Source organism: Leucobacter sp. HNU, assembly GCF_047946755.1.
GTDB lineage: Bacteria > Actinomycetota > Actinomycetes > Actinomycetales > Microbacteriaceae > Leucobacter.
Genome location: NZ_CP178837.1, coordinates 3,020,571 through 3,042,501, shown reverse-complemented (window position 1 = coordinate 3,042,501; position 21,931 = coordinate 3,020,571). Strand labels below are relative to the sequence as shown.

Below are 21,931 nucleotides of genomic sequence, written 5' to 3'. Positions count from 1 at the left end.
CACGTCAGGGCCAGGGATCCGCCGCGAGCGCCTGCTCCCGCACGCACGACAGCACGACGCCGAGCCCCATGAGCGTCGATACGAGCGAGGTGCCGCCCGCCGACACGAACGGCAGCGGCACCCCGAGCACCGGAACGAACCCGAGCACGACCGAGACGTTCACCAGCATCTGCACGGTGATCCAGGTCATGCAGCCCCCGATCGCCGACACGGCGAAGGGGTCACGGCAGCGGGCGAGGAGCGCGAGCAGCACGGCGGCGAGCGCGGCGAACAGCAGCACGACCGAGACCGCGCCGACGAAACCGAGCTCCTCGCCGACGATCGCGAAGATGAAGTCGGTGTCGGCCTCGGGCAGCCACGACCACTTGGCCGCCGAGCCTCCGATGCCCGTGCCGAGCAGCCCGCCGTTCGCGAGCGCCCAGAAGCCGTTCAGCGATTGCCAGCACATGCCCTGCGCGTGCGCGATGTCGGCGACGCAGTCGACCTCGAGGAAGTGGGTGATGCGGAACACCCGGTTGGGCTTGATGATCGTCATGACGCCGATGCCCGCCGCGGCGACGCAGGCGATCCCGAGCAGGATCCGCGCGCGCACCTGCGAGAAGTACAGGCAGCCGAACACGAGCGCGGCGATGATCATGAGCGTGCCGAGGTCTCCGCCGAGCACGTTGATGAGCATCGAGAGCGCGACCACCGGCAGGATCGGGATCACGACGTGCACCCAGCGCGAGAGCAGCGGGCGCTTCGCGCTGAGCACCGTCGAGATCCAGACGAGCAGCACGAACTTCATGAACTCGGCGGGCTGGATCGAGATCGGCCCGAGCTGCAGCCAATTGCGGTTGCCGCCGGCCTCGTAGCCGAGCGGCGTGTAGACGAGGGCCTGCAGCGCGAAACCGCCGGCGAGCGCCGCCCAGGCCCAGCGCCGCAGCAGGGCCGTCGGGGCCTGGCTGAGCACGGCCATGGCCCCGAGCCCGAGCACCGCGTAGGCGCTCTGCCGCAGGATCCCCTCGAGCGGGTTCTGCCCCGCGGCGATGGCGGTCACCTCGCCGGCCGACTGCACCATGACCGCGCCGAGGCCGACGAGCAGCAGCACGATGACCAGCAGCGCGACCGTGAGGCGGCGCAGCGGTCCGGGCGTCTCGGGGATCAGCCTGAATCGGCGGGCGCTCCCGTCGGGGAGCGCGACGGTGCTGCGCTGCATCGCGGTCATGCGCGCTCAGTTCACGCAGGGCCGGGTGCCCGGGCGGATCGGCTGGTCCCAGGAGTCCACGGCGGTGGTGCCCGACGAGGGCTTCTCCGACGGCGCCGGCCCGGTCGATCCGCCTGCGGCGTGCGGGGCCGACGGCGCTTCCGGCGACGCCGACGGCTCGGCCCCGCGGTCGCCGGCCACCGGGTCGGCAGGTGTCTTCGGGCTCGCGCCCGCGGACCCGTCCGCCCCGGCCTTCGGCGCCGTGCCGAGCAGTGCGGCGGTCACCCGGTGGATCTCTTCGAGATCGACGATGTTCACGGCGGCGCCGTCGATCGTGCTGAACTCGACGATCGGGAGGGTGACGAACTCGACACCGTTGCGCGCCGCGTCGCGGGCGATGTCGAGGAAGCCGAGCACGTCGAAGCCGGTGTCGAGCGCGACGTGCGACTGCGTCACCCCGACGAGCTCGGCCACGGTCTTCGGGTTGGTGAGGGTGCTCTGGTCCTTCAGCTTGTCGGCCAGGGCCACGAGGAACGCCTGCTGGCGCCGCGCGCGGTCGAGGTCGGTCAGCTCGGGGCCGTCGACCCCGGTGTCGCGGCGCTGGCGTACGAAGCTCATTGCCTGCCGCGCATCGAGCTGCTGCTCGCCCGCGGCGAAGTGCGCGCCCGAGTAGCTGTCCTCCGTCGCCCGGTTCAGGCAGACGGTGATGGGGGCGACCGCCTCGGAGACGTAGTAGAAGCCGCCCATCGTCATCTCGACGAAGTGGTCGATGCGCACGTCGCCGAGGAAGTGTGAGACGGTCTCGATCTGGGCCTGCCGCCCGGCCGCGCGGGCCTGCTGGTACCTCTCGTCCGGGGTGAGACTCGAGTCGTCCTGCAGCTCGTTCATGCGCTGCTGCATCGCGAGCCCGTACGCCTCCTTGATCTTGGAGTGCGTGACGCCGAGCGGCGCGCCGACGATCTCGGCGTAGTCGTCGCGCGGGATCGAGATGCCGACGGACTGCTTCCGGTCCTTCGGGATGTGCACCAGCATGAGCACGTTCGCGTTGTACCCGCCGTCGTCCTCGGTGCCGGCGTGCAGCGCCTCGTACACCTGCTTCGGCAGCGGCTTCCCCTGCTGGTCCACCCGGGTGTCCATGCCCATGATGAGCACGTTCTGCTCGCCGGGGTCGGGCTTCTTCGTCGCGTGCGGCAGCGCGAAGTCGGAGCGCACGATGCCGGCGTCGATGCTCCGCAGCAGCAACGCGGCGGCGGCGCCCGCCGCGACGATCAGCACGGTCAGCGCGACCGAGACCGTGACGAGCAGGCGCTTCCGGCGGCTCATCCGCCGCCTGCGCGGGGTCGGGGCGTCGAGGGGCGGGAGGGTCGAGGGGCGTCGGGGCATGGTGTTCCGTCCGTTCCGGGAGTCGTGGTTCGTGGCGGTGGGGCGGCGTGCGACGGGGGCCGCTACCGCGCGAAGCGCGCGGCGAGCCGGCTCAGCGCGACATCCGCGACCAGGATCCGGGCCGCCGGCGCCACGGCCAGCCCCCACACGATCGAGGCGAGCGCGTCGCTCGGGAAGTGCAGGCCGTCGCTCACGACCGCGGCGCCGACGAGCAGCGTGAACGCCACGCCTCCCACGATCGCGACCCCCTCCCACCGGCTGTCGCGCAGCAGGAACCAGATCCCGATCGAGAGCGACACGGCGAAGGCCGTGTGCCCGCTCGGGAACGATCCGTCGGTCTGGACCTGGGCCGGGAGGTGCGCGAGCAGCGACAGGTCGGGACGCGGGCGATCCACGAGGATCTTGATCGCCGCGACCGGCAGCCAGGTCACCGCGATCGTGCCGCCGAACGCGAGCGCCGGCAGCAGGGAGCGCGAGCGCCACCAGACGAGCAGGGCGAGGGCGGTGACGAGCACGACGGCAGGGACGGGGCTGAGGAGCCGGTAGATCGCGTCCGCGACGAAGCCCCAGGCCCCGACGTGGTCGCCGTTGAAGGCTGCCACGATCCCGGCGTCGACCGGGTGCGCCCGCATGACGAAGCCGAACGCGATCATGGCGGCCGCGACCGCGGCGGCCGTGAGGAACGCGGCGGCGGGCCGCGCAGCCCGGCGGAGGATCCCGCGCCGCGGCTCCGAGCCCGCGCGAGCGCCCGGAGCGTGCGGTGCGGACCGCGCCGGCCGTGTCGTGGTCATCCGAGTCATCCGAGTTCCTCCCGCGGGTCGCACGGCGCTCCGGAATCGGTGCACCGCGCAACCCAGCCTCCGCCCGTCCCGCCAAGGAACCTCCAAGGATTCGCGGGAGCCGGTCCTGTTCGCTCAGCCCGACATGAACCTCCAGCCGGACGATTCGCCCGGATCCGATCCGGCTGAGCGTCCGGATCCGGCTGAGCGCGCCCGGCTCCCTCCCCGGTAGGGGGCGTCGACGCGGCAGGTGGTACCCGAGTACCATCTTCGGCCGATCAGGTCGGATTTCCAGTCCGCAACGGGCCCGCGTTCCGTAGTCTTTTGCCCATGGAGCGGGTGATGGACGAGGTCGGCGTCGAACAGACGGGACTGACCTCGGAGGAGGCTGCCCTCCGGTTCGAGGCGGGCCAGGGCAATGTGTCGAGCGACGGTTCCACGCGTTCGCTGTGGCAGATCCTGCTCGCGAACGTGTTCACGCTGTTCAACGCGATCGTGTTCGCCGGCTTCGGGATCCTGTTCGCGCTCGGACGCTGGCAGGACGCACTCTTCGCGTTCCCGGCGCTGTTCAACACCGTGATCGGGGTGGTGCAGGAGTTCAACGCGAAGCGCACCCTCGACCGGCTCGCCGTGCTCAACGCTCCGACGGCTCGCGTACGCCGCGACGGTGCGGACGCCGAGATCCCGCTGCAGCAGGTGGTGCTCGGCGACCTGCTCGTGCTGCACACCGGCGATCAGGTCACGGCCGACGCCCGCGTCGTGCAGACCGACGAGCAGGGCCCGAGCGGCCTCGAGGTCGACGAGTCGCTGCTCACTGGCGAGTCCGACGCGATCCGCAAGCGATACGACGACGAGGTGCTCTCGGGGTCGAGCGTCGTCAGCGGCACCGCGCTCGCCGAGGTGGTCCGCGTCGGCGACGACTCCTACGCGGCGAAGCTCACCAACGAGGCCCGTCGCTTCTCGCTCGTGCAGTCGGAGCTGCGCGGCAGCATCAACCGCCTGCTCAAGTGGATCGCGTGGGCGCTCGGCCCCATGATCCTCATCGTCGCGTACGGCCAGATCCAGTCGCACGGCGGCTGGGAGCGCGCGCTCGAATCCGGCGAGTGGCGCGAGGCCGTCGTCGGCGCGGTCGCCGCCGTCATCGCGATGGTGCCGCTCGGCCTCGTGCTCGTCACGAGCATCGCGTTCGCCGTCAGTGCCGTGCAACTGTCGCGCCAGAACGTGCTGATCCAGGAGCTCCCCGCGGTCGAGGGCCTCGCTCGAGTCGACGTCCTGTGCCTCGACAAGACGGGCACCCTCACCACCGGCAAGATGGGCTTCGGGGAGACGATCGAGCTGCACGAGGTCGCCGGCTGGCGGGGGATCCTGGGCCGCATCGGGTCCGCGCCCGACGCGAACCTCACCGCCCAGTGCCTCGCCGAGCCCTTCGGCGGGGAGCAGGCGCCCCCGGTCACGGGCGAGATCCCCTTCGACTCGGCGCGCAAGTGGAGCGCCGTCATCACCGGCGGCCCGGCGGCCGAGGGCGGCGGCACCTGGGTGTTCGGAGCCCCCGAGTTCGTGCTCGCCGAGGCGCGCGGCGACGCGGAGGTCGAGCGGGTGCTGCAGCAGGCGGGCGAACTCGCCGAGGCCGGCAAGCGCACGCTCGTGCTCGCGCACAGCGCCGTGATCGACGGCCCGGCCGAGCACCCGGAACTGCCCGCGGGCCTCGTTCCGGTCGCGCTCGTGACCTTCCACGAGCGCGTGCGCGAGGACGCGGCGCAGACCCTCGCGTACTTCCGCGAGCAGGGCGTCGAGGTCCGGGTCATCTCGGGCGACGATCCGCGCACCGTCGCCGCGGTCGCCCGCGAGGTCGGGTTCGACGCCCCGCACGGCTTCGACGCGCGCACGCTGCCCGACGATCAGGCGGAGCTCGCCGAGGTGCTCGAGACCGAGCGCGTGTTCGGCCGGGTCACCCCGCAGCAGAAGCGCGCCATGGTGCACGCGCTGCAGAGCCGCGGGCACGTGGTCGCGATGACCGGGGACGGCGTGAACGACGCGCTCGCGATCAAGGACTCCGACCTCGGCATCGCGATGGACTCCGCCGCGCAGGCGACGAAGGCCGTCGCCCGCCTCGTGCTGCTCGACGGCCGCTTCGACCGCATGCCGGGCGTCGTCGCCGAGGGCCGCCGCGTGATCGCGAACATCGAGCGCGTCTCGATGCTGTTCCTCACGAAGACGACCTACGCCTTCGCGATCGGCATCATCTTCGGGCTGCTCGCCTGGGCGTTCCCGTTCCTGCCGCGCCAGCTGTCGATCACCGACGGCCTCACCATCGGCATCCCCGCGTTCTTCCTCGCGCTCATGCCGAACGCGTCGCGCTACCGGTCCGGCTTCCTGCGCCGCTCGCTGACGTTCGCGATCCCCGCGGGCCTCGTGGTCACCGCCGGGCTCATCGCGCTGCGCATCGTCGGCCACGACATGGGCGCGACCGTGGTGCAGATGCAGTCCGCCTCGACGCTCGTACTCGCCGGCATCGCGCTCTGGGTGCTGGCCGTGCTGGCCCGCCCGGTCACCGCGTTCCGGGCGGCCGTCGTGGTCGCCATGTACGCGGGCCTCGCGCTGATCTGGTGCATCCCGATCGTTGCGGCGTTCTTCCGGGTCGAGTTCCTGCCCGCGCCGCTCGCGATCGCCGTGCTCGTCGTCTCGCTCGTCGGCATGGTCGTCATCGAGGCGCTGCGTTTCTGGCACCGCCGCCGGGTGGAGTAGCCACAGGCGCCGAGACGCCGCGGGGCGGGGATCCATCGGATCCCCGCCCCGCAGTGCTGCGCCGCAGCCGGCCTACGACCGTCGGCGGCGCAGCAGCAGCAGCACTCCGCCGAGCAGCGCGGCGAGCGCGGCAGCTCCGGCCGTGCCGAGCAGCGCGCCGAGCGGCGCGCCCGTCACCGCGATCCCGTTCGCGCCACCGGAGCCGCCCGGCTCACCCGGCTTCGGAGCCGGCAGCGCGAAGGTGTTGGTCGCCACGAGCGCGAGCGTCTGCGGTTCGCTCGAGCGCTCGATCACCGCAGCGTTCGCGAAGTCGCCGTGGTTGACGGCCGAGGCGCTGGCGCCACCTCGGTCGGTCTCCCGGATGAAGCAGTGCGCGCCCAGCGGCAGCTGTACCGGATCCCCGTTCGCGTCGGCCACGGGCACGGTCTCGCCACCGCGCACGCGCAGGCTCGCCTCGTGCAGCGTGACCCGGGTGCCGTCTCGCTCCACCTGGCAGGTGGCGAGGATCGTGAACCGCGCCCGCTGCGTCGCAGGCAGCTCAGCGCCGGGACCGTCGAGGCGCTTCTCGAGCGTCGCGGTGCCGGACGAGAAGGCGTTGAGGAATCCTGCGGTCACCACCGACTCCGCGCCGTCCTGCTCGTCGGGAACCGTGACGGTCACGGGCGCAGGGGTCTCGTCGGCCCCGCCCGCCCCGGTCTCGGTGATCGTGCACTCCGCGCCGACGGGCAGCCCGCGCACCGCCTCGGAACGGATCGGGTCGCCGGTGCCGTCGCCGTGCAGCCTCAGCGTGCCATCGGCGATCCGCGCGCCGGCGAAGGTGCAGGCGTACGCGAAGTCGAACGGCCCGTTCGAGAAGGCCGGGGCGCCCGGGCCCGCGAGCTCCTTGAGCACGTCGAACGCTCCCGTGCGGAACTCGTTCACGACCGTCACCGCGGCCACGGGATCGTCCGCGTCGTCGCCGATCGTGACGTGTCCGTCCGCCGGATCCGTCGTGTGCTCGGTCGAGACGCCCGGCCCCGTCTCGGTGACGGTGCACTCGGCGCCCGTGGGCAGGTGCTCGACCGTGGCGGTCGGTTCCGCACGCGAGACCCGCACCTCGCCGTCGTAGACCGTCTCGGGGATCAGCCCCGCGAGCGTGCACAGGACCCGCACGGTGAATGGGCCCTCGCCCCAGCGCTCCGCGCCCGGCCCGGTGAGCTCCTTCGTGATGCTGAGCGTGCCGGTGGTGAAGCGGTTCACGAACTCGACCGCGACCTGCGGCGTCGCGCCGGAGACGACCCGGAAGCGGGCGACCTCGCCGGCCTCGGTGCGCGGCTCGGCCGAATCGCCCGTGACCGTCGTGCTCGTTCCCACCGCGGTGCCCGCATCGGTCTCGGTCACGCGGCAGTCCGCATCGGACGGGATCCCCGTGATCGCACGGGTCTCGCCCGCTCCCAGCTCGAAGCTGCGCTGCCCCCGGGGAAGGACCTCCTGGCCGAGGTAGTCGCAGCTCGCCGCGAACGCGAAGCGCTGCGCGGTGCCGATCGGCGTGCCGTCCTGGTCGACGGCACCACCCATGTCGGCGACCTTGCGCACCGTGAATCCGCCCGTCGTGTAGGTGTTCGTCACGGTGACGGCCGCGCGTCCGGTCTCGCCCCGGTAGGGGTTCCACACCGAGGCGTTCTGCGACAGATCCCGCTCCGCGACGACGCCGCCCGCCGGATCCACCGTCGCCGTCGCCCCGGCCGGTGCCGGATCCTCGGTGATGCCGCACTTCGCGAAGAGCGGCAGGTTCACCGGGCCGGTCTCGGAGTTGAACGAGAGCGGGGTGCCGTCGCCCGGCACGACCGGGCGGCTCGCGTCGTCTCCGTTCGCGGTGACCAGGCTCACGGCGTCGGTGCCCGAGACGCAGTCCGCGAGCAGCGGGAACCGGCTCGGCAGTTCGATCCCGGCGGGGAAGCCCTCGCGCTCGACCACCTTGCGCAGCTGCAGCTGCCCCGTGACGGTCGCGATGCCGACCCGCTGCGGCTCGAGCACCAGCTCCGCGTGCTCGGGCTGGGTCGCGGTCGCAACGGACCGGGAGGCACCGGCGAAGGAGTTGTAGGCGACGGGCAGGCCGTCGGCCACCGCGCTCTCGGCCGGCAGCACCCACGGGGTGCGGGTGTCGAACTCGAGCCGCAGCGTCTCGCCCGGGTGCAGGCCCGGCTTCGTCGCGCGCGTCGCGTCGTCGAAGCGGAGCACGACGAGCAGCGAACGGACGTCGCGCAGCTGCGCCTCTCCGGCGCCGGCGACCAGCGGCCGCCAATCGAACCCGCAGGCGGGATCCACGGACGCGCCCTCGGTGAAGTGCTCGATCGCGTTCTGGTTGCAGGCCTGGCTCTGCACGGTGGTCGACCCGAACAGCTCGAAGTGCCCGGCGGCCGCATCCGCGAGCTCGCCCAGGTTGCTGCCCGCCGTGCCCGCGAGCGTGACGTGGAACTGCGAGCCGCGGGCGCTCGACACGATCACCCCACGGTCGTTCACATCGGGCAGCGTGTCGACCGCCGCCACCACCCGCGCGTTCGCGTTGCCCGTGTTCTGGAAGTCGAGCCGCCAGGTCGCGAGCCCGCCGGGGCGGGTGATCGGCGCGCAGGGGTACGAGGTGAAGCCGTGATCGGTGAGGCCCGGCGTCGACGGATCGCACTCGGCGCCGTCGCCCAGCACGTTGCGCACGCCGAGGTCGTCGGCCCCGGTCGCGGGATCCCCGGCCCGATTGCCCTTGACCCACTTCTTCAGCGCGACGGAGGCGCTGGCCCTGGCCCCGATCGAGGTGTCGGAGGCGCAGGTCGCGACCTCGTGGGTGTCGGGGCTCGGCTTCAGATCGGCGGTGGTCGACTGGCAGGTGTCGAAGAGGCGGTCCGACGTCGCCGAGACGCGGTTGTCGATCGCCGTGTCGGGCGAGACGCCCGCGCGGAACTTCAGCGGAGTCTTCACGGTCAGGGTCCAGCCCGCCTTGAACACGAACCCGGGATCGGCGTTGACGATGTCGAGGATCCCCGTGTTCTCGTCGAGGCTCGCCGAGAATCCGGCGTCGCCCGTCGGGGCGCCGGGACCGCTCACCGCGAAATCGTACGCGGCCGGGCTCGGCTCCACGAGCGGCGAGCGCCCGTCGACCAGCCCGACCCGGTCGCTGAGGCGGAACCCGGTCATGTCCCACTGACCGGTGTTCGCGACGGTGATCACGTAGGGGATGGTCGCGCTCGGGCTGACCAGCGGGTTGGTGCCGCGGGTCTTGGTCACCGTGATCGCGTTCGTCAGGTGCGTGACCGTGGTCGTCGCGGTGTCCTCCCGGTGGTCGGTGAACCGCTGGTCCGCACCGAACTGGGCCGTGCCGTCGGCGGTGACGGTGTCGCTGATGACCCCGCGCTCGGTCTCCCCGGGTTCGGGTCGAGGCCCGGTCGCGTGGTCGAGACCCGCCGCATCGGGTCGCTGCGCAGGTACTCGCGCCGCTCGGTCTCCAGCTCGTAGTTCAGCGTCGGGTTGAAGGGCCGCTCCCACTGCGCGGGGGCGCCGTTCTCGAGGTCCCGCGCCGAGAATCGCACGCCGGCCACGTCCCCCGCCGAGACGCCGGCCGGAAGGTCGAGCCGGGCGGTGCTGCCGGGTTGCACGTCGACCCAGTCGCCCGTCCTCCAGCAACTCGACGCGGCGTCGACGGGCGCGCCGTCGCAGCGGGCGACGAGCACGCCGCCCTGCAGCTCGAAGTCGACCCCGGTCAGCGCGTCCATGCGCAGCTGGTTGACCGGCCTCGGCACCCGGATCCCGACCCCCGTGTACTCCATGGTGTTCCAGAAGGTCGGGGTCGCATCGGTCAGGGTGAGCAGCGTGGTGCGTGCGCTGCCGAGCGGCTGACCGGTGAGCGTGGTGCGGTATGCGGTCGAGCCGTTCTCGGGCACCGTGGCCGGCGAGATCGTCTTCGTCGTGCGGACGGCGTAGTCCGCCGCGACCACGCGGAACTCGTCGTCGGCGGTCGCCTCGCCCGTGCTGCAGCCGTCGGCCGGGCACGCGATCCTGCCGGGACTGTCGATCGCGACGTGCGCCTCGTTGCGGATCGACTCGCCCGCGGGCGTGATCTGCACGGCCCCGCCGGATCGCTTCTCGGCGCGCAGCTGCCAGGTGAGGTCGAGCACGCCCGTCGCCGCCGGCGCGATCGCCGGGCTGCCGTCGGGTTTCGCGAACATGACCTCGACCCCGGTGACGTCGGCGAGCTCGTTCGGGGCGAGGGCCTGGGCCGCCGCGACGGTGATCGGTGCATCCGCGACCGCACCGCGAGTGAGGACGACGCGCGCGTCGGCGGCCGAGAGCCCGGCGGGCGCGATGACGCCGTCGATGGAGAACAGGTTCAGCGTGTCGAACGCCGTCGGCTGCGCCTGCGCGGGCGCCGGGTCGCTGATCCGCATCGATGCGATGCGGACGGCGGAGTCGTTGCTCGCGGTGAGCTTCGCCGAGATCAGCGGGTAGTCGGTCGGATCGGTGCCGGGCTGCGGCAGGCCGAGCTGAGCCTGGTCGAAGGACTTCCGCAGCGACACGTTGAGCGGGCTGTCGACGATCGTGATCCGGTCGCCGTCGGTACTCGTGCGGTCGACGCCGGTCGCGGCGTTCACCCCGTGCGCGGCGACGGAGTTGTGCACCAGGCCGGGCTCCCCCGTGTTGTAGCCGTGGGCGTGGAACGTGCCCAGCGCGTACGCGTTCGGGTCGCTGCGCAGCGTGTCGCGGATCCGGAACACGAGGTCCAGGGGTCGGCGGTCGTATGACGCGCCGACCCCGGCTTCCGCGACGCGCTCGGAGTACGTGACGCGGATGCCGAGGGTGTCTCGCTGCTCGGCGGGCAAGAGGGAGTAGCCGCCGAACCTCCTTCGCATCCGTCGGCGCAGGCCGCGGAAGTGATGTCGACCCAGTCGTGCGCACTCGCCGAGTAGCGCGAGACCTCGGTGATCCGGTCGTTCGCGATCAGGGGGTCGGAGGCCGAGGTCACGGGCGCGATGCGGACGAGGTCGAAGGCGTCGTAGACGGAGGTCGCGACGTTCGAGAGCTCGCCGGCTGCGGCCGGGTCGGTGATGGTCATGTCGGTGAGCTCGAGGCCCTGCGTGCTCCACCCGATGCGCGCGGTGCGCTCCTCGCCGGACAGGGCGGGAACCGTCCCGTCGAGCCAGTGCTTGTCGACGAGATCGGGTCCGTCGCCGTCGAGCGGGTGCACGCCGAGCGGCGCCTCCGCCGTGTCGGTCGCGTCGGGCTCGACGGCGTCGTCGTTGTGCACGGAGGACTGCACGGTGTTGGTGAAGGTCTCGCGACCGCTGTGGGCCGCAGTCACCTCGACGTCGAGATTCACGAGGGCCGTGAAGCCGGGCGGCAGCGTGCGCTCGCACGTCGGCCGGAACGCGAAGCGGATCCCGCCGGCGTCGGCACGCACGCGCGCCGGGATGTCGGCGCTCCACTTGGCCTGCGCGCCCTGCACGTCGGTCGCCCCGTCGAGCGGCGTCCAGGCGCCGGCGGCTCGCGACCAGACGCTGACGCTGAGCGCGACGCAGTTCGGGATATCGGTGTCGTGGATCCGCACGGGAGCGAAGGTGCTCCAGAAGTCACCGGATGCGGCCGGATCCACCGGATCGGTGAGGACGAGCTCGGTCGACCCGACCGTGGAATCGTCGCTCACCTTGCCCGTGACGGCGACGTTCGCGCGGGTGCCCGGCACCCCGTAGATATCCGCAGGCGTGATCCGCTTCGACGCCTCCGTGCCGACGACGAGCGGCTTGACGCTGAACGATGCGCCGGTCTGCGCCGAGCCGGTCTGGCCGAGCTCGTTCTCGACCTGCGTGTCGACGAAGTTGGTGCTGCGCAGCTCGGCGGTGGTCGCGACCGGCAGCGCGGTCACCCGCAGGGGCAGTTCCGCGTACGCCCCCGGCTGGATCCCGTCGCCGTCCGCCTCGAACACGACGGTGAAGCCGTCGACGGTGCAGCCGCTCTGCGGTGCGGGCAGGGAGTCGCTACGGGTGGTGCGCTCGGTGGTCCCGGCGCAGTCGGTATAGCGGTATGCGATGGTCGCGCTGCTCGCCGCGACCGGCCAGGCGAGCGCCTCCCCGAATCCGGTGAACTCGAGGCCCTGGGCGACGAGGCCGGGCTTGCCCGCCGACGGCTCGGTGACGGTGAGACGCTGGACGTTCTGCGCACCGTTGGTCGCGGTGATCGTCGCGACGGTGGCCTGCCCCGCGACCAGGGTGCTGTCGTCCAAGGTCTTGGTGATGGTCGCGTCGGGGCCGCTCGCCGAGATCGTGGTCTTCGCATCCGCGGTGGCGGGCTCGCTCGCCTCGCCGTTCTTCTCGACGGTGGCCTGCGCCGTGTTGGCGGCCTCGACCGATCCGCCCTCGGGGATCGCGGCGACGGCATCGGTCGTCTGCGTACGCAGCGTCACCTCGCCGGTCGCGCCGGGCGTGAAGGATCCGGTGAAGGTGACGCGCACCCCGCCGGCGCTCCCGATCGGGTTCGGCGGCGCGTTGCCCCAGCTGCCGTTCACCCAGTACTCGACCTCGTGCCCCGTCGCTCCCGCCGGATCGGCGACGTCGACGCCGACGAGCTCCAGGTTCGGCGCGAAGGCGAACGGCGGCGCGGCGGGATCCTGCATGACGATCGTGTCGACCGTCTGGTTCGAGGCGTTGCCCGGGGCGACCGTCCACGCGACCGCGCGGCCCGGGACCGCCGGAACGGTCGCCGGGGAGACCCGCTTGGCGACGGACGCCGCAAGCGTGGTGGCGACCCGGAGCGTGACGTCGGCGGAGGACTGCACTTCGGCGGCGTTGCCGGCGTCCGCGTGCGCCGTGTTCGTGATCTTGGCGCCGTTGAACTCGCCGCTGATGCCGGCGGGAACCTGCACGTTGACCGTGACGGTCATGGTGCCGCCGGCGAGCAGACCGGTGTTGCCGTCGGCATCCTTCTGCTGCGGCGTGACCGTGAAGCCGGTGGTGCCGTCGAGCGCCACGTCGGCCGTGCCGCCCGGTGCGACCGACGCGGTCACGGGGTCCGGGTTCGCGGGGTTCAGCACGAGGGGTTCGGGCAGCGCGTCGGTGAGCGCGGCGTCGAGGCAACCCAGGTCGAGGGTGGACGAGCAGCCCACGACGATCTCGTACTCGAAGGTGTCGCCCGGCGCGAACACCGTCTGCTCCCCCACGAGCGACTTCTTGATCTGCAGGACCGCCGTATCGGCGGCGGACGCCGCCGTCGCGCCGAGCGGCACCAGCGCCGTGAGCACCACGCTGAGCGCCGCCGCCGACGCGAGCCATCGTCTACCGAGCATGTCTCCCCCAAAGAACTGCCGCCTGTTCAAGGGATCTTTCAGCAAAACCCCAGTTCGCGGGCAGCCGTGTCACCCGGTCTGTCACCCGCACGCGAGCGCGAGCGGCCGGAGCCCTAGGGTGTTCATCGTTCGGCCGACGGGCGGCCGGGAACGGGGAGCACTCAGATGCCGCACACCACGGGGGCACCGGCGAACGCGCCGGGCCCCGCATCGGACCCGAAGGGCCTCTCGGCCAGGACGGTCATCGCGATCGTGCTGCTCGCGATCGCACTGCTGTTCGTCTTCTCGAACCTGGGCAGCGCGAGCGTCCACTTCCTGGGCCTGGCGCTCACGATGCCGGCCTGGATCTGGTTCCTGGTCGTGCTGCTCATCGGCGTCGCCGTCGGCTCGCTCTTCCCGTGGCTGCGCCCCGCGGCTCGAGCAGGGCGCGCACGAAGCGTTAGCCCGCCGTCCCGGCGCGGCGAGGCTGACCGGTGCCGAGCTCGACGAGGTGCGGGATCCCTGCCGCCGCGGCGTCGCGGTCGCCCGCGTCGAGCTGCTCGGCCAGCCCGCAGGCGATGCGGCGGTACTCGATATCGGCGCGAGCTCGGGCGAACGCCGCCGCATCGCGACGCAGCAGCGGAAGGATCTGCCCGTCGACGATGCCGGCGAGCACGGGATTGCGCTCCGCGGCGACGATCTGGCCGATGATCCGGGCCAGGTGCTCGGCGCAGGACTCGTGCGGTGCGATGCGCAGCTCGATGCCGTCGAGCGACTCGGGTCGGATGTCGGAGAGGAGCATGTGCAGCACGGCCGCCGTCGCCCGGTAGACGTCGGAGTCGACTTCGGACACGCGGGTGTAGCGGTTGGGCTGCGAGTTGACGAGCCCCGCCAGTTCGAGTCGGCTGAAGGCCTCGCGCAGGGTGGACCGGGAGACCCCGAGCCACTCCTCCATCTCGGCGTTCGGCAGCGTCGCACCGGGAGCGAGCTCGCCGGAGATGATCGCGTCCGAGAGACGCGCATGAGCCTCGTCCTTGAGCAGGATCCTGCGCAGGGGCGCGGTCGTCGCCTGAATTGTCATTGCACCCTCCGACTGCGGTCGTTCCTGAATCCGGCGCTCCACTGCGAGCGCCTGCTGAGAGTAACATGTAAGCAGTATCCGTTCAAGCCTTGCGCTCGGATCCCGCTTCTGCGAAGCTTGAGCATGTAACATGTTAGCTACAGGATCGGGAGATCGAGATGCACACGACGACCGCGTCACGAACCGCCGCCGCGCCTCGCCACTCGGTTCGCCGCCGGGGCCGGCTCCGCAACGGCCGTCCGGTCCCGCTCCCCACCACCTACTACGCCGCCGTCGACGGCCTCCGCGCCGTCGCGATCCTCTCGGTGCTGACCTTCCACACGGGGCTCTACGCGAACGGCCTCTTCGGCGTCGACGTCTTCTTCGTGCTCTCCGGCTTCCTCATCACCCTCACCCTGCTGCGCGAGCACCACCGCACCGGCGCGATCCGCCTCGGCACCTTCTACGCACGCCGCGTGAAGCGCCTCCTGCCCGTGCTCTTCCTCGTGCTCGGGCTCACCCTGTGGGCGGTGCTCGTGTTCGGCGACCCAGCCACCCGCGAGCGCTTCGTGCAGCAGGGACTCGCCTCCCTCGTCTACCTCACCAACTGGGAGCAGATCCTCGCCGGCCAGGCCTATTGGGAAGGCTTCGGCGGCATCAACCCGCTCGGCCACATGTGGTCCCTCGCCATCACCGAGCAGTTCTACCTCGTCTGGCCGATCCTGCTCTTCGCGGTGTTCATGATCGGGCGCCGGCGCGGCAGCAGCCAGGATTTCCACTTCCAGCGCAGCACCCTGCGAGCGAAGCTCGTCCTGTGGCTCGCCGTCGCGGGCTTCCTGCTCGCCTCGGCCCAGCCGCTGCTCCGCTTCGACGGCGGCAACAGCGATCGCATGTACCTCGGCACCGACACGCACCTGATGGGCCTGCTCGCGGGCGCCGCGGCGGCGGCGATCCACTTCCTCTGGGTGCAGCGGCGTGCCCTGCTCGCCGATCTCGGCGGCACCCCGCGCGCCGCCGGGCTCTGGCATCGCATCGCCATCACCCTGGTCTCGGTGGCCTCACTCGCGGCCATCGTGCTGCTGTCGCTGAATGCCCACAGCTACGAACAGGCATGGCTCTACCGCTGGGGCTTCGCCGCCGTCGGCGGGCTCACCGCGGTCCTCATCATCACCCTCACCTCGTCCGCGAACCTGCTCGGCGCCGTGCTGCGGTTCCCCGTCCTCGTCGGCATCGGCAAGGTGTCGTACACGCTGTTCCTCGTGCACCTGCCCATCTACTGGCTCATCACCGCCGTCGAGCCGAGCACCGCCCCGATCGACCTGCTGATCCTCGGCGTGCCGTTCTCGCTCCTCGCAGCGGGGGCCCTGCACCACCTGTTCGCCGAGCCCATGCGGCTGCGCACGTGGAAGAAGCTCGGCACGGTCGCGTTCACCGGCTGGATGGCCGCGACGATCGCCGCGTTCGTCGTGCTGCCCCCGTTCGTGCAGCACCAGGGGGCCGGCACCGGCCAGACCTCCGTGCTCACCCTCGGCGATTCCCTCGCGAACGACTTCGCCTCCGCCCTCGCGCCGGTCGCGGGCGACGAGCTCACCGTGCACGACGGCGGCCTCGCCGGCTGCGGCGTCTCGGGCGCCACCGCCATGAAGACGGCCGTCGGCATCACGCAGGACGCCCCGAAGGGGTGCAACCCGTGGGAGCAGCGCTGGCAGGCCCAGCTCGACCGGGTGGAACCCGACGTGGTGCTCGTGAACGTGGCGTGGGATGCGGTCCAGACGAAGATCGACGGCCGGTGGGGCGATCTCACCGATGCCGCACGCGCCGAGGCCTACCGGGTCGAGCTGAAACGCATGATCGAGGTCGCCGGATCCACCGGGGCGCAGGTCGTCGTCGCCGACGCCCGCCTGCACAACGCGATCATGAGCGTCGAGCAGGCGAACGCCTTCAACACCCTGCTCGACGAGGCCCTGGCCGAGCATCCCGGGGTGCGCAAGCTGCAGCTCCAGGATCAGGTCTGCACCGCCGACGCCTGCGCGGTGACCACCGAGGCCGGCGAGAAGATGTACCTCGACGACCGCGTGCACTTCTCCCCCGCGGGCAAGGCGCAGATCGCACCCTGGCTCAAGGGCCAGATGCTGCGCGCCGCCGGGTAGGCGGGCAGGGATGCGGGTGCGCCGCGGACCCTGCGCCTCCCGCGCCTCGACCGTGGCGCCCGCGGACCCCGCGCGGATCCGCTAGCCGGACGCGAGGAGCGCCCGGATCGTCCAGCCGGATGCCGACGGATACCACCAGCCCGTCGCACAGGAGGCCGCGTCGCAGCTCGACGGGAAGCCCCAGTCGGGCGCGTAGCGCGCGGTGAAATCGTCGACCATGGCGCGTGCGCCGGCAGGATCCCCATGAGCGCCGCGGTCGCGGCGAACGTCGCGACCGGGCTCGCCATGCCGAAGCCGCTGGCCCGCCAGCCCGGCCAGGCCGTCGTGACCGAGTGCCACGCCCGCACCGCGCGGGCGTCGCCCGGAGCGACGACTCCGTGCAGCACGGGGAAGATCTGCGCCATGCCCTGCGGGTAGAAGGCACCGGTCAGCGTCGCGGTGTGCCGGTCGTAGTCGTTCCAGGTGCCGGTGCGATCGTTCCACATGTGCAGGATGGCGGTGCGGGTCGTCTCCGCCCACTGCGCTGCGGACGCCGCCTGCGTGGTGCGGCCGAGGGCGCCCTCGAGGCGGGCGAAGTCGTGGAGCCCGGCGAACACCTCCGCGTTGTCCATGAGGTAGCCGACGTTGTAGGTCGAGGTGGCCTGCGTCAGCCCGCTCGCCTTGCGCACGCCCTGCGGCGCGGCGTGCGTGAGGAGCGCCGCGACGCGTTCGAGGTCGCCGATGCTGCCGGTGACGCGCTGCTGCGCGGTCGGATTCCCGCTGGCGTACAGGGCGTCCGCGAGGCTGAGCGTCGTCGCGGCATAGCTGTCGACCGAATCGTAGGATCCGGTGGCGACCTCGGCGTCGCCCTGCAGCCGGTAGTCGTCGATCGTGAAGAAGAGGCCTTTCGCATCGCCGCCGCGGTTGAGGTGGGCGAGCACCCAGTCGTACCAGCGGATCGCACCGCCGACGGCATCCGGAGCCGCGATGCCCGCGCGTGCGGCGGCGAGCAGGCCGAGCGCCGCGGAGTTGCCGAAGTAGGGATTGATGCCGCCGCTGCCGTGCATGATCGCGCCGCTGGCCCGCTGTTTCGAGAGGATCAGGGCGACGTGGGTCTGGATCTGCTCGGCCGGAGCGCTCGCCTGGGACGCGGGAGCCGGCGTCGCGTGCGCCGCGGTGGGTGCGGCGAGGCCGAGCGGGATCAGGCCGAGCGGGATCGCTGCGGCGAGCGCGACGGCCGCGAGGGCCGCGGTGCGGTGCTTCCCTGCGGGGCAGGTGCCGGTGGGCCGGCGTGTGCGGGTTCGGCCGGGACGGTTTCGCTGATGCATGGAGGCTCCTTCGCCTCGCCCCGTCACCCGTGGAGTGCGGGGATGCCCAGCACCATATCGATGCGGCGGCGTGCCCCGGTTTCGGGTGAGCGCGGGGTGTCACCCGGGGCCCGACCGGGCCCCGGGTGCGTCGAGTGGCGGCAAACGAGCCTTTCGCGGGCTGATTCGATGGGTGTGCCGCCGCTCGATGGCGGTGCGCGGGCCGAGCGGCCGGCACCGCTCGACCCGCAGCGCCCGCCGGCCTAGAAGATGTCGGGGTTCACCGCTCCGATCATTCCCAGGCCCGCCAGGACGAGCAGGAGCCCGATCACGTTGGCCCAGAGCATGGCGGTCGCAAGCGTGAGCCCGCGCTGCGCGGGTGCGGGCTGGCCGGGTGCGGGCTGGTCCGATGCCCGTTGCCCGGGCCCGTGCCGACCGGCATCCTGCGGCGCACTCGGTCCACCGGGCTGCGCGTCCTGCGCCGCGCGGATCTGGCTGCGGGCGAGGACCGCGAAGACCAGGCCGAAGGGCGGCACGACGGTGAGTGCGGCGGAGAGGATCGCGAGGATGTTCCAGGGTGCTTTCGCCTCGGGCTCCGACGGTCGGGCGGCGGCCCGTGCGCGTTCGAGATGCGTCTCGATGCGGCGGACGACGAGCTGCCGCAGGAGGCCACGGGGTTTCGACGCGGGTCGCTTCGCGAGGGATCGGAGTCCGAGCGCGATCGGCACGGATACTTCGATGGCGAGGGTGAGCAGGCCTCGCGCGACGGGGGCCCAGCCGCCGGTCTCGCCGGCCTCTGCGAGGCCCTGCACCAGGTAGATCAGGATCGCGTAGACGGTGAACACCACCGCCACCGTGGTCATCACGGCCCAGGTGATCCACTCGCGGATGGCCAGGTACTGCGTCGTCTTCGCCAGGAAGGTGTAGATGGACAGGCAGATCAGGAGCTCGATGAGGAGGAGCGACACGGAGATGAACGGGCTCGGTTCCGCGCGGAGCACGCCGAGCACGCTCACGACCGCGAGCGGCAGGCCGATCAGCAGGGTGCCCTGCCCGATGCGTCGCCGTCGGCTCGGTGCGCGACCCTGGTCGGAGACCGTGGCGAGCCCGGTTTCGAGCTGCGCGATCCTCCGGTCGCGGGCGGCTTCCTGGAGGATCATCCTGCGGGGCGATGATCGGTTGGCGATCTCGGCGTCCGCGGCGACGAGTGCGATGAGCAGCGCGAGGAGGATGGGGCCGAAGTTCCGGACGATGTCGAGGTTGCGCGGCGCATCGAGGTATTGCAGCGAGATGTAGAGCCCGAAGGCCATGGAGGCCGGGCCGAGTCCGCCGGCCAGCTCGGCGAGGAAGTGCTTGCGGGCGAGGTCACGCGGTCGAGGGTGCCGCTGCTGCGCGGGGCCCGTACGGCGACCTGGAGGGCGACCACGAGGGTTGCGAGCACGCCGAATACACCGATCGCGACGCTGGACGGCACGGGTGCCAGCACGATGCTGACCTTGCTGGCGTCGTCGGTCTGCCCGAACTCGAGGAGGAAGTGGAGCAGGAAGAGGACGAGGTTCGCGATGATCGCGGCGCCTCCGCTCCAGAGCAGGCGGTTGCGGATGCCGATCTGGTAGCTCTCGTATTCCGTGGCGATCTCGCCTTCGTCTTCGGCCTCGAGATCGGGATTCGCGGTGTCCGGCGTTGAGATCTGCGGCAGGGGCCCGGGCGCCGCTTCGGGCGCGCGAGCTCGACCTCGGCGTTTCCGTTTGCGTGGGTGGGCGTACATGGGAGTGATCCTCTTTCCGGGGTCGGGGTGCGGGGACGGATCCGCCTGATGGGCGCGCCGTGCGATCCGCAGGCCCTCGCCCGCGCGTCGCTCGCGCGCCGCTCGTCTAGGCGGCGAGCGGGAGCGCGACCGCGGGCCGGAGCGGTGTGGGCGCGTGGCCGAGGCCTTCGAGGCGGTCGGGGTGCATGGTGACGCGGGAGCCGAGCGGCGTGGCCGGCATCGACACGATCTCGGCGTCGGCGCGCACATCGGCGAGGTCTTCGGTGAGCCCCTCCTGCACACGGGCGGTCTTCTGCCACCCGTTCTCGCCCTTGAGGATGCGCGCGAGCGCCGACCAGACGGCGGCGAACGCGATGTAGTTCATGAGCGGGAAGCAGTGCGCGTGCAGGAGCGCCATCCAGAGCCGGTTCTCTTCGTCGCGTTTCCAGTAGACGAACGCGGAGACGAAGATCGGGCCGAATGCGAGCAGGTACCAGAGCACGAGCCCGATGAGCAGGGTCGCCGAGCCGGTGACGAAGGAGAAGAACGAGGGGCCGTCGACGATCAGCCCGAAGAGGCCCCAGTGGAACAGGATCGACCACGGCAGGATCGTGACCCACGGCGTGAGGATGTAGGCGGAGAGCTCGAGGACGCGCAGCTGCGACAGCTGGGCGTTGCCCCAGATCTCGGGCAGCCGCTTCGCCATCATCATGTGTCCCTGGAACCAGCGTCGACGCTGCGTGAAGAGCGTCTTGATCCTCTCGACGCCCTGCTGCTCGACGGCGGCGTTGGGCGTGGTGGCGAGTTTCCACTTCTTCATCGCGAGGGTGACGGCGAGGTCCAGGTCCTCGGTGAGGGATTCGCTCCAGGGCTTCGCGCCGGCCTCGTTGAGGGCGGACAGGCGGGAGAACTGGCCGTTGCCGCCCAGCGAGACGGTGGACGACTGGTGCCGGCCGAATTGCGTGACGGAGGTCATGGACCAGAAGTGGAAGTCCTGGAACCGGGTGAGAAACCTCTCGCGGTTGCGGATGCGGACGGCAAGCTGGATCGCGCCGACCTCGGGGTCGTCGAACAGGGGCAGCACGGCGGCCATTGCCCCGTCGGAGAGGCGGCCGTCGGCGTCCATCACGGTCACGAGGACGCGGTCGACGTCCTGCCCGCGCTCGGCGACGAGCTGCCGCACCAGGTTGAGCGCGTCGTTGAGGGCCTCCCCCTTGCCCTGCCGGGCGTTGGGCTGCTGACGCTCGAGCACGATCACGTTGTCCCCGCCGTGCGCGTACGCGGTTGCGATGGTGCGGTCGTCGGAGGCGTCGTCGATCACGACCGTGGTCGAGTACGGCGAGCCCGCGAGGGCCTTGACCGTGGCCCCGATCACGGCCTCCTCGTTGAGGCAGGGGATGAGGAAGTAGGTGTGGAAGGTGCCCGGCTCGCCGGCGAAAGGGTTCTCGTACTTCGCGCCGCGCAGGGTGGAGAGCGTGGCCCCCTGCTTCTTCATGGTGCGGAGCCCCGCGAAGAACATGACCCAGAGGTAGAGGAACGAGATGCAGATGACGACGAGCGCGGTGGTGGCGAAGGCTGCGATCATGCTCGGCCCTCCGGCTGCTCGGCGGGGGCGGCCTGATCGACTGCCGCTGCGGGGCCGGTCGACTTCGCGCGGCGGATGCAGAGCAGGAAGAACACGGCGAGGGAGCCGGCGACACCGATCATCATCATCGCCGAGCCGATGGGCCCGTGCGCCCAGTTGAAGGCCTCGCGGCCGCCCTCGGCGAACATGACGGCGTTGACCAGGAGCCGGGCCTGGTTGAGCAGGATGAGCCCGGCGCCCGAGATCGCGAGCGCCGCGAAGAGCCGAACGGGGCGCACCCGGGGCACCATGATGAGGATCGCCGAGAGCAGGAGCACCGCGCCCACGTACATTGCGATGGAGCACTGCGGGATGAGCCGGAGCGAGATCCACGTGTCGTTCGCGTGGAACGTGATGGCGGGGATGCCGTTGTTGACCGACGACACCGCGGTCTCGGCGAGACCCGCGCTGTTCATGATCCACGCCTGGATCTCAGTCTCGACGAAGCGCAGCTCGCGCTCGTAGACGAAGCAGAGGACACCCGCGGCGACGAACGCGAGTGCGACGAGCGCGCGGACGAAGCGGTTGAGCAGGGATCCGGCGCGCCGCACCGGAGCGACTCGGGGCCGCGGCGCGGGAGCGGGATCGGGCAGGGTGCCGTGCACCTGCTGCTCGCGCCGGTCGCGACGGCTCAGAGGCTGATTGCCGGTGATCGTGATGTCGCTCATCGAGGTCTCCTGCTCGTATCG

Annotated in this window: 13 protein-coding genes; 3 read left to right on the top strand and 10 right to left on the bottom strand. The window is 71.7% G+C overall.

The features are described 5' to 3' along the window. Positions 1-4 precede the first annotated feature (4 nt). The 3 genes from AB3K78_RS14760 to AB3K78_RS14750 all read right to left on the bottom strand — a co-directional run bounded on the left by AB3K78_RS14760 (position 5) and on the right by AB3K78_RS14750 (position 3,360). Positions 5-1,207 carry an FtsW/RodA/SpoVE family cell cycle protein gene (locus tag AB3K78_RS14760; RefSeq protein ID WP_416444474.1) on the bottom strand — a complete coding sequence of 401 codons (1,203 nt, stop codon included), beginning with the start codon at positions 1,205-1,207 and terminating at the stop codon, positions 5-7. A 6-nt stretch (positions 1,208-1,213) separates the two neighbouring features. After that, positions 1,214-2,509, bottom strand: a complete 1,296-nt coding sequence (locus AB3K78_RS14755) for an LCP family protein (RefSeq protein ID WP_416444472.1) — start codon at positions 2,507-2,509, stop codon at positions 1,214-1,216. A 122-nt stretch (positions 2,510-2,631) separates the two neighbouring features. Continuing rightward, the gene (locus AB3K78_RS14750; protein ID WP_416444469.1) at positions 2,632-3,360 is read right to left on the bottom strand and encodes a phosphatase PAP2 family protein; all 729 of its coding nucleotides are present in this window, start codon (positions 3,358-3,360) and stop codon (positions 2,632-2,634) included. 318 nt (positions 3,361-3,678) lie between these two features. Between AB3K78_RS14750 and AB3K78_RS14745 the strand changes: the two genes are divergently transcribed. After that, positions 3,679-6,093: an HAD-IC family P-type ATPase gene (locus AB3K78_RS14745; RefSeq protein WP_416444467.1), complete on the top strand. Its 2,415-nt coding sequence runs from the start codon at positions 3,679-3,681 to the stop codon at positions 6,091-6,093. Positions 6,094-6,165: 72 nt separating this feature from the next. Here the strand turns inward: AB3K78_RS14745 and AB3K78_RS14740 are convergent, their stop codons facing one another. The 4 genes from AB3K78_RS14740 to AB3K78_RS14725 form a co-directional block, all read right to left on the bottom strand. After that, entirely contained in the window at positions 6,166-9,351 is a 3,186-nt protein-coding gene (locus AB3K78_RS14740; RefSeq protein ID WP_416444465.1) for a DUF5979 domain-containing protein, read from the bottom strand. Positions 9,352-10,708: 1,357 nt separating this feature from the next. Continuing rightward, positions 10,709-13,396 (bottom strand): hypothetical protein, encoded by a 2,688-nt coding sequence (locus AB3K78_RS14735; RefSeq protein ID WP_416444463.1) that lies wholly within the window; start codon positions 13,394-13,396, stop codon positions 10,709-10,711. A gap of 161 nt (positions 13,397-13,557) precedes the next feature. Next, positions 13,558-13,767, bottom strand: a complete 210-nt coding sequence (locus AB3K78_RS14730; protein ID WP_416444461.1) for a hypothetical protein — start codon at positions 13,765-13,767, stop codon at positions 13,558-13,560. Positions 13,768-13,835: 68 nt separating this feature from the next. After that, on the bottom strand, positions 13,836-14,456 hold the full coding sequence (locus tag AB3K78_RS14725; protein WP_416444459.1) for a GntR family transcriptional regulator: 621 nt from the start codon (positions 14,454-14,456) through the stop codon (positions 13,836-13,838). A 158-nt stretch (positions 14,457-14,614) separates the two neighbouring features. Here AB3K78_RS14725 and AB3K78_RS14720 point away from each other — a divergent pair, with 158 nt between their 5' ends. Further along, positions 14,615-16,585, top strand: a complete 1,971-nt coding sequence (locus AB3K78_RS14720; RefSeq protein WP_416444457.1) for an acyltransferase family protein — start codon at positions 14,615-14,617, stop codon at positions 16,583-16,585. A gap of 1,549 nt (positions 16,586-18,134) precedes the next feature. On the opposite strand, the gene AB3K78_RS14715 is transcribed toward AB3K78_RS14720, so the two are convergent. Then, positions 18,135-19,181, bottom strand: coding sequence for a hypothetical protein (locus AB3K78_RS14715; RefSeq protein WP_416444455.1), 1,047 nt, complete (start codon positions 19,179-19,181; stop codon positions 18,135-18,137). A gap of 224 nt (positions 19,182-19,405) precedes the next feature. Here AB3K78_RS14715 and AB3K78_RS14710 point away from each other — a divergent pair, with 224 nt between their 5' ends. Further along, on the top strand, positions 19,406-19,558 hold the full coding sequence (locus tag AB3K78_RS14710) for a hypothetical protein (RefSeq protein ID WP_416444453.1): 153 nt from the start codon (positions 19,406-19,408) through the stop codon (positions 19,556-19,558). 187 nt (positions 19,559-19,745) lie between these two features. Here the strand turns inward: AB3K78_RS14710 and AB3K78_RS14705 are convergent, their stop codons facing one another. Next, positions 19,746-21,203 carry a glycosyltransferase gene (locus tag AB3K78_RS14705; protein WP_416444451.1) on the bottom strand — a complete coding sequence of 486 codons (1,458 nt, stop codon included), beginning with the start codon at positions 21,201-21,203 and terminating at the stop codon, positions 19,746-19,748. Further along, positions 21,200-21,910, bottom strand: coding sequence for an exosortase R (xrtR, locus tag AB3K78_RS14700; protein ID WP_416444449.1), 711 nt, complete (start codon positions 21,908-21,910; stop codon positions 21,200-21,202). Before xrtR ends, AB3K78_RS14705 begins: the two co-directional genes overlap by 4 nt. Positions 21,911-21,931 lie beyond the last annotated feature (21 nt).

What these genes read in the sequence shown, in the direction of transcription:
- AB3K78_RS14730 (WP_416444461.1), bottom strand. Translation starts at nt 13,767, where the DNA reads ATGAGCAGCACGACCAGGAACCAGATCCAGGCCGGCATCGTGAGCGCC.
- AB3K78_RS14745 (WP_416444467.1), top strand. Translation starts at nt 3,679, where the DNA reads ATGGAGCGGGTGATGGACGAGGTCGGCGTCGAACAGACGGGACTGACC.
- AB3K78_RS14715 (WP_416444455.1), bottom strand. Translation starts at nt 19,181, where the DNA reads ATGGCCTTCGGGCTCTACATCTCGCTGCAATACCTCGATGCGCCGCGC.
- AB3K78_RS14725 (WP_416444459.1), bottom strand. Translation starts at nt 14,456, where the DNA reads ATGACAATTCAGGCGACGACCGCGCCCCTGCGCAGGATCCTGCTCAAG.
- AB3K78_RS14760 (WP_416444474.1), bottom strand. Translation starts at nt 1,207, where the DNA reads ATGACCGCGATGCAGCGCAGCACCGTCGCGCTCCCCGACGGGAGCGCC.
- AB3K78_RS14705 (WP_416444451.1), bottom strand. Translation starts at nt 21,203, where the DNA reads ATGATCGCAGCCTTCGCCACCACCGCGCTCGTCGTCATCTGCATCTCG.
- AB3K78_RS14750 (WP_416444469.1), bottom strand. Translation starts at nt 3,360, where the DNA reads ATGACCACGACACGGCCGGCGCGGTCCGCACCGCACGCTCCGGGCGCT.
- AB3K78_RS14720 (WP_416444457.1), top strand. Translation starts at nt 14,615, where the DNA reads ATGCACACGACGACCGCGTCACGAACCGCCGCCGCGCCTCGCCACTCG.
- xrtR (WP_416444449.1), bottom strand. Translation starts at nt 21,910, where the DNA reads ATGAGCGACATCACGATCACCGGCAATCAGCCTCTGAGCCGTCGCGAC.
- AB3K78_RS14755 (WP_416444472.1), bottom strand. Translation starts at nt 2,509, where the DNA reads ATGAGCCGCCGGAAGCGCCTGCTCGTCACGGTCTCGGTCGCGCTGACC.
- AB3K78_RS14735 (WP_416444463.1), bottom strand. Translation starts at nt 13,396, where the DNA reads ATGCTCGGTAGACGATGGCTCGCGTCGGCGGCGGCGCTCAGCGTGGTG.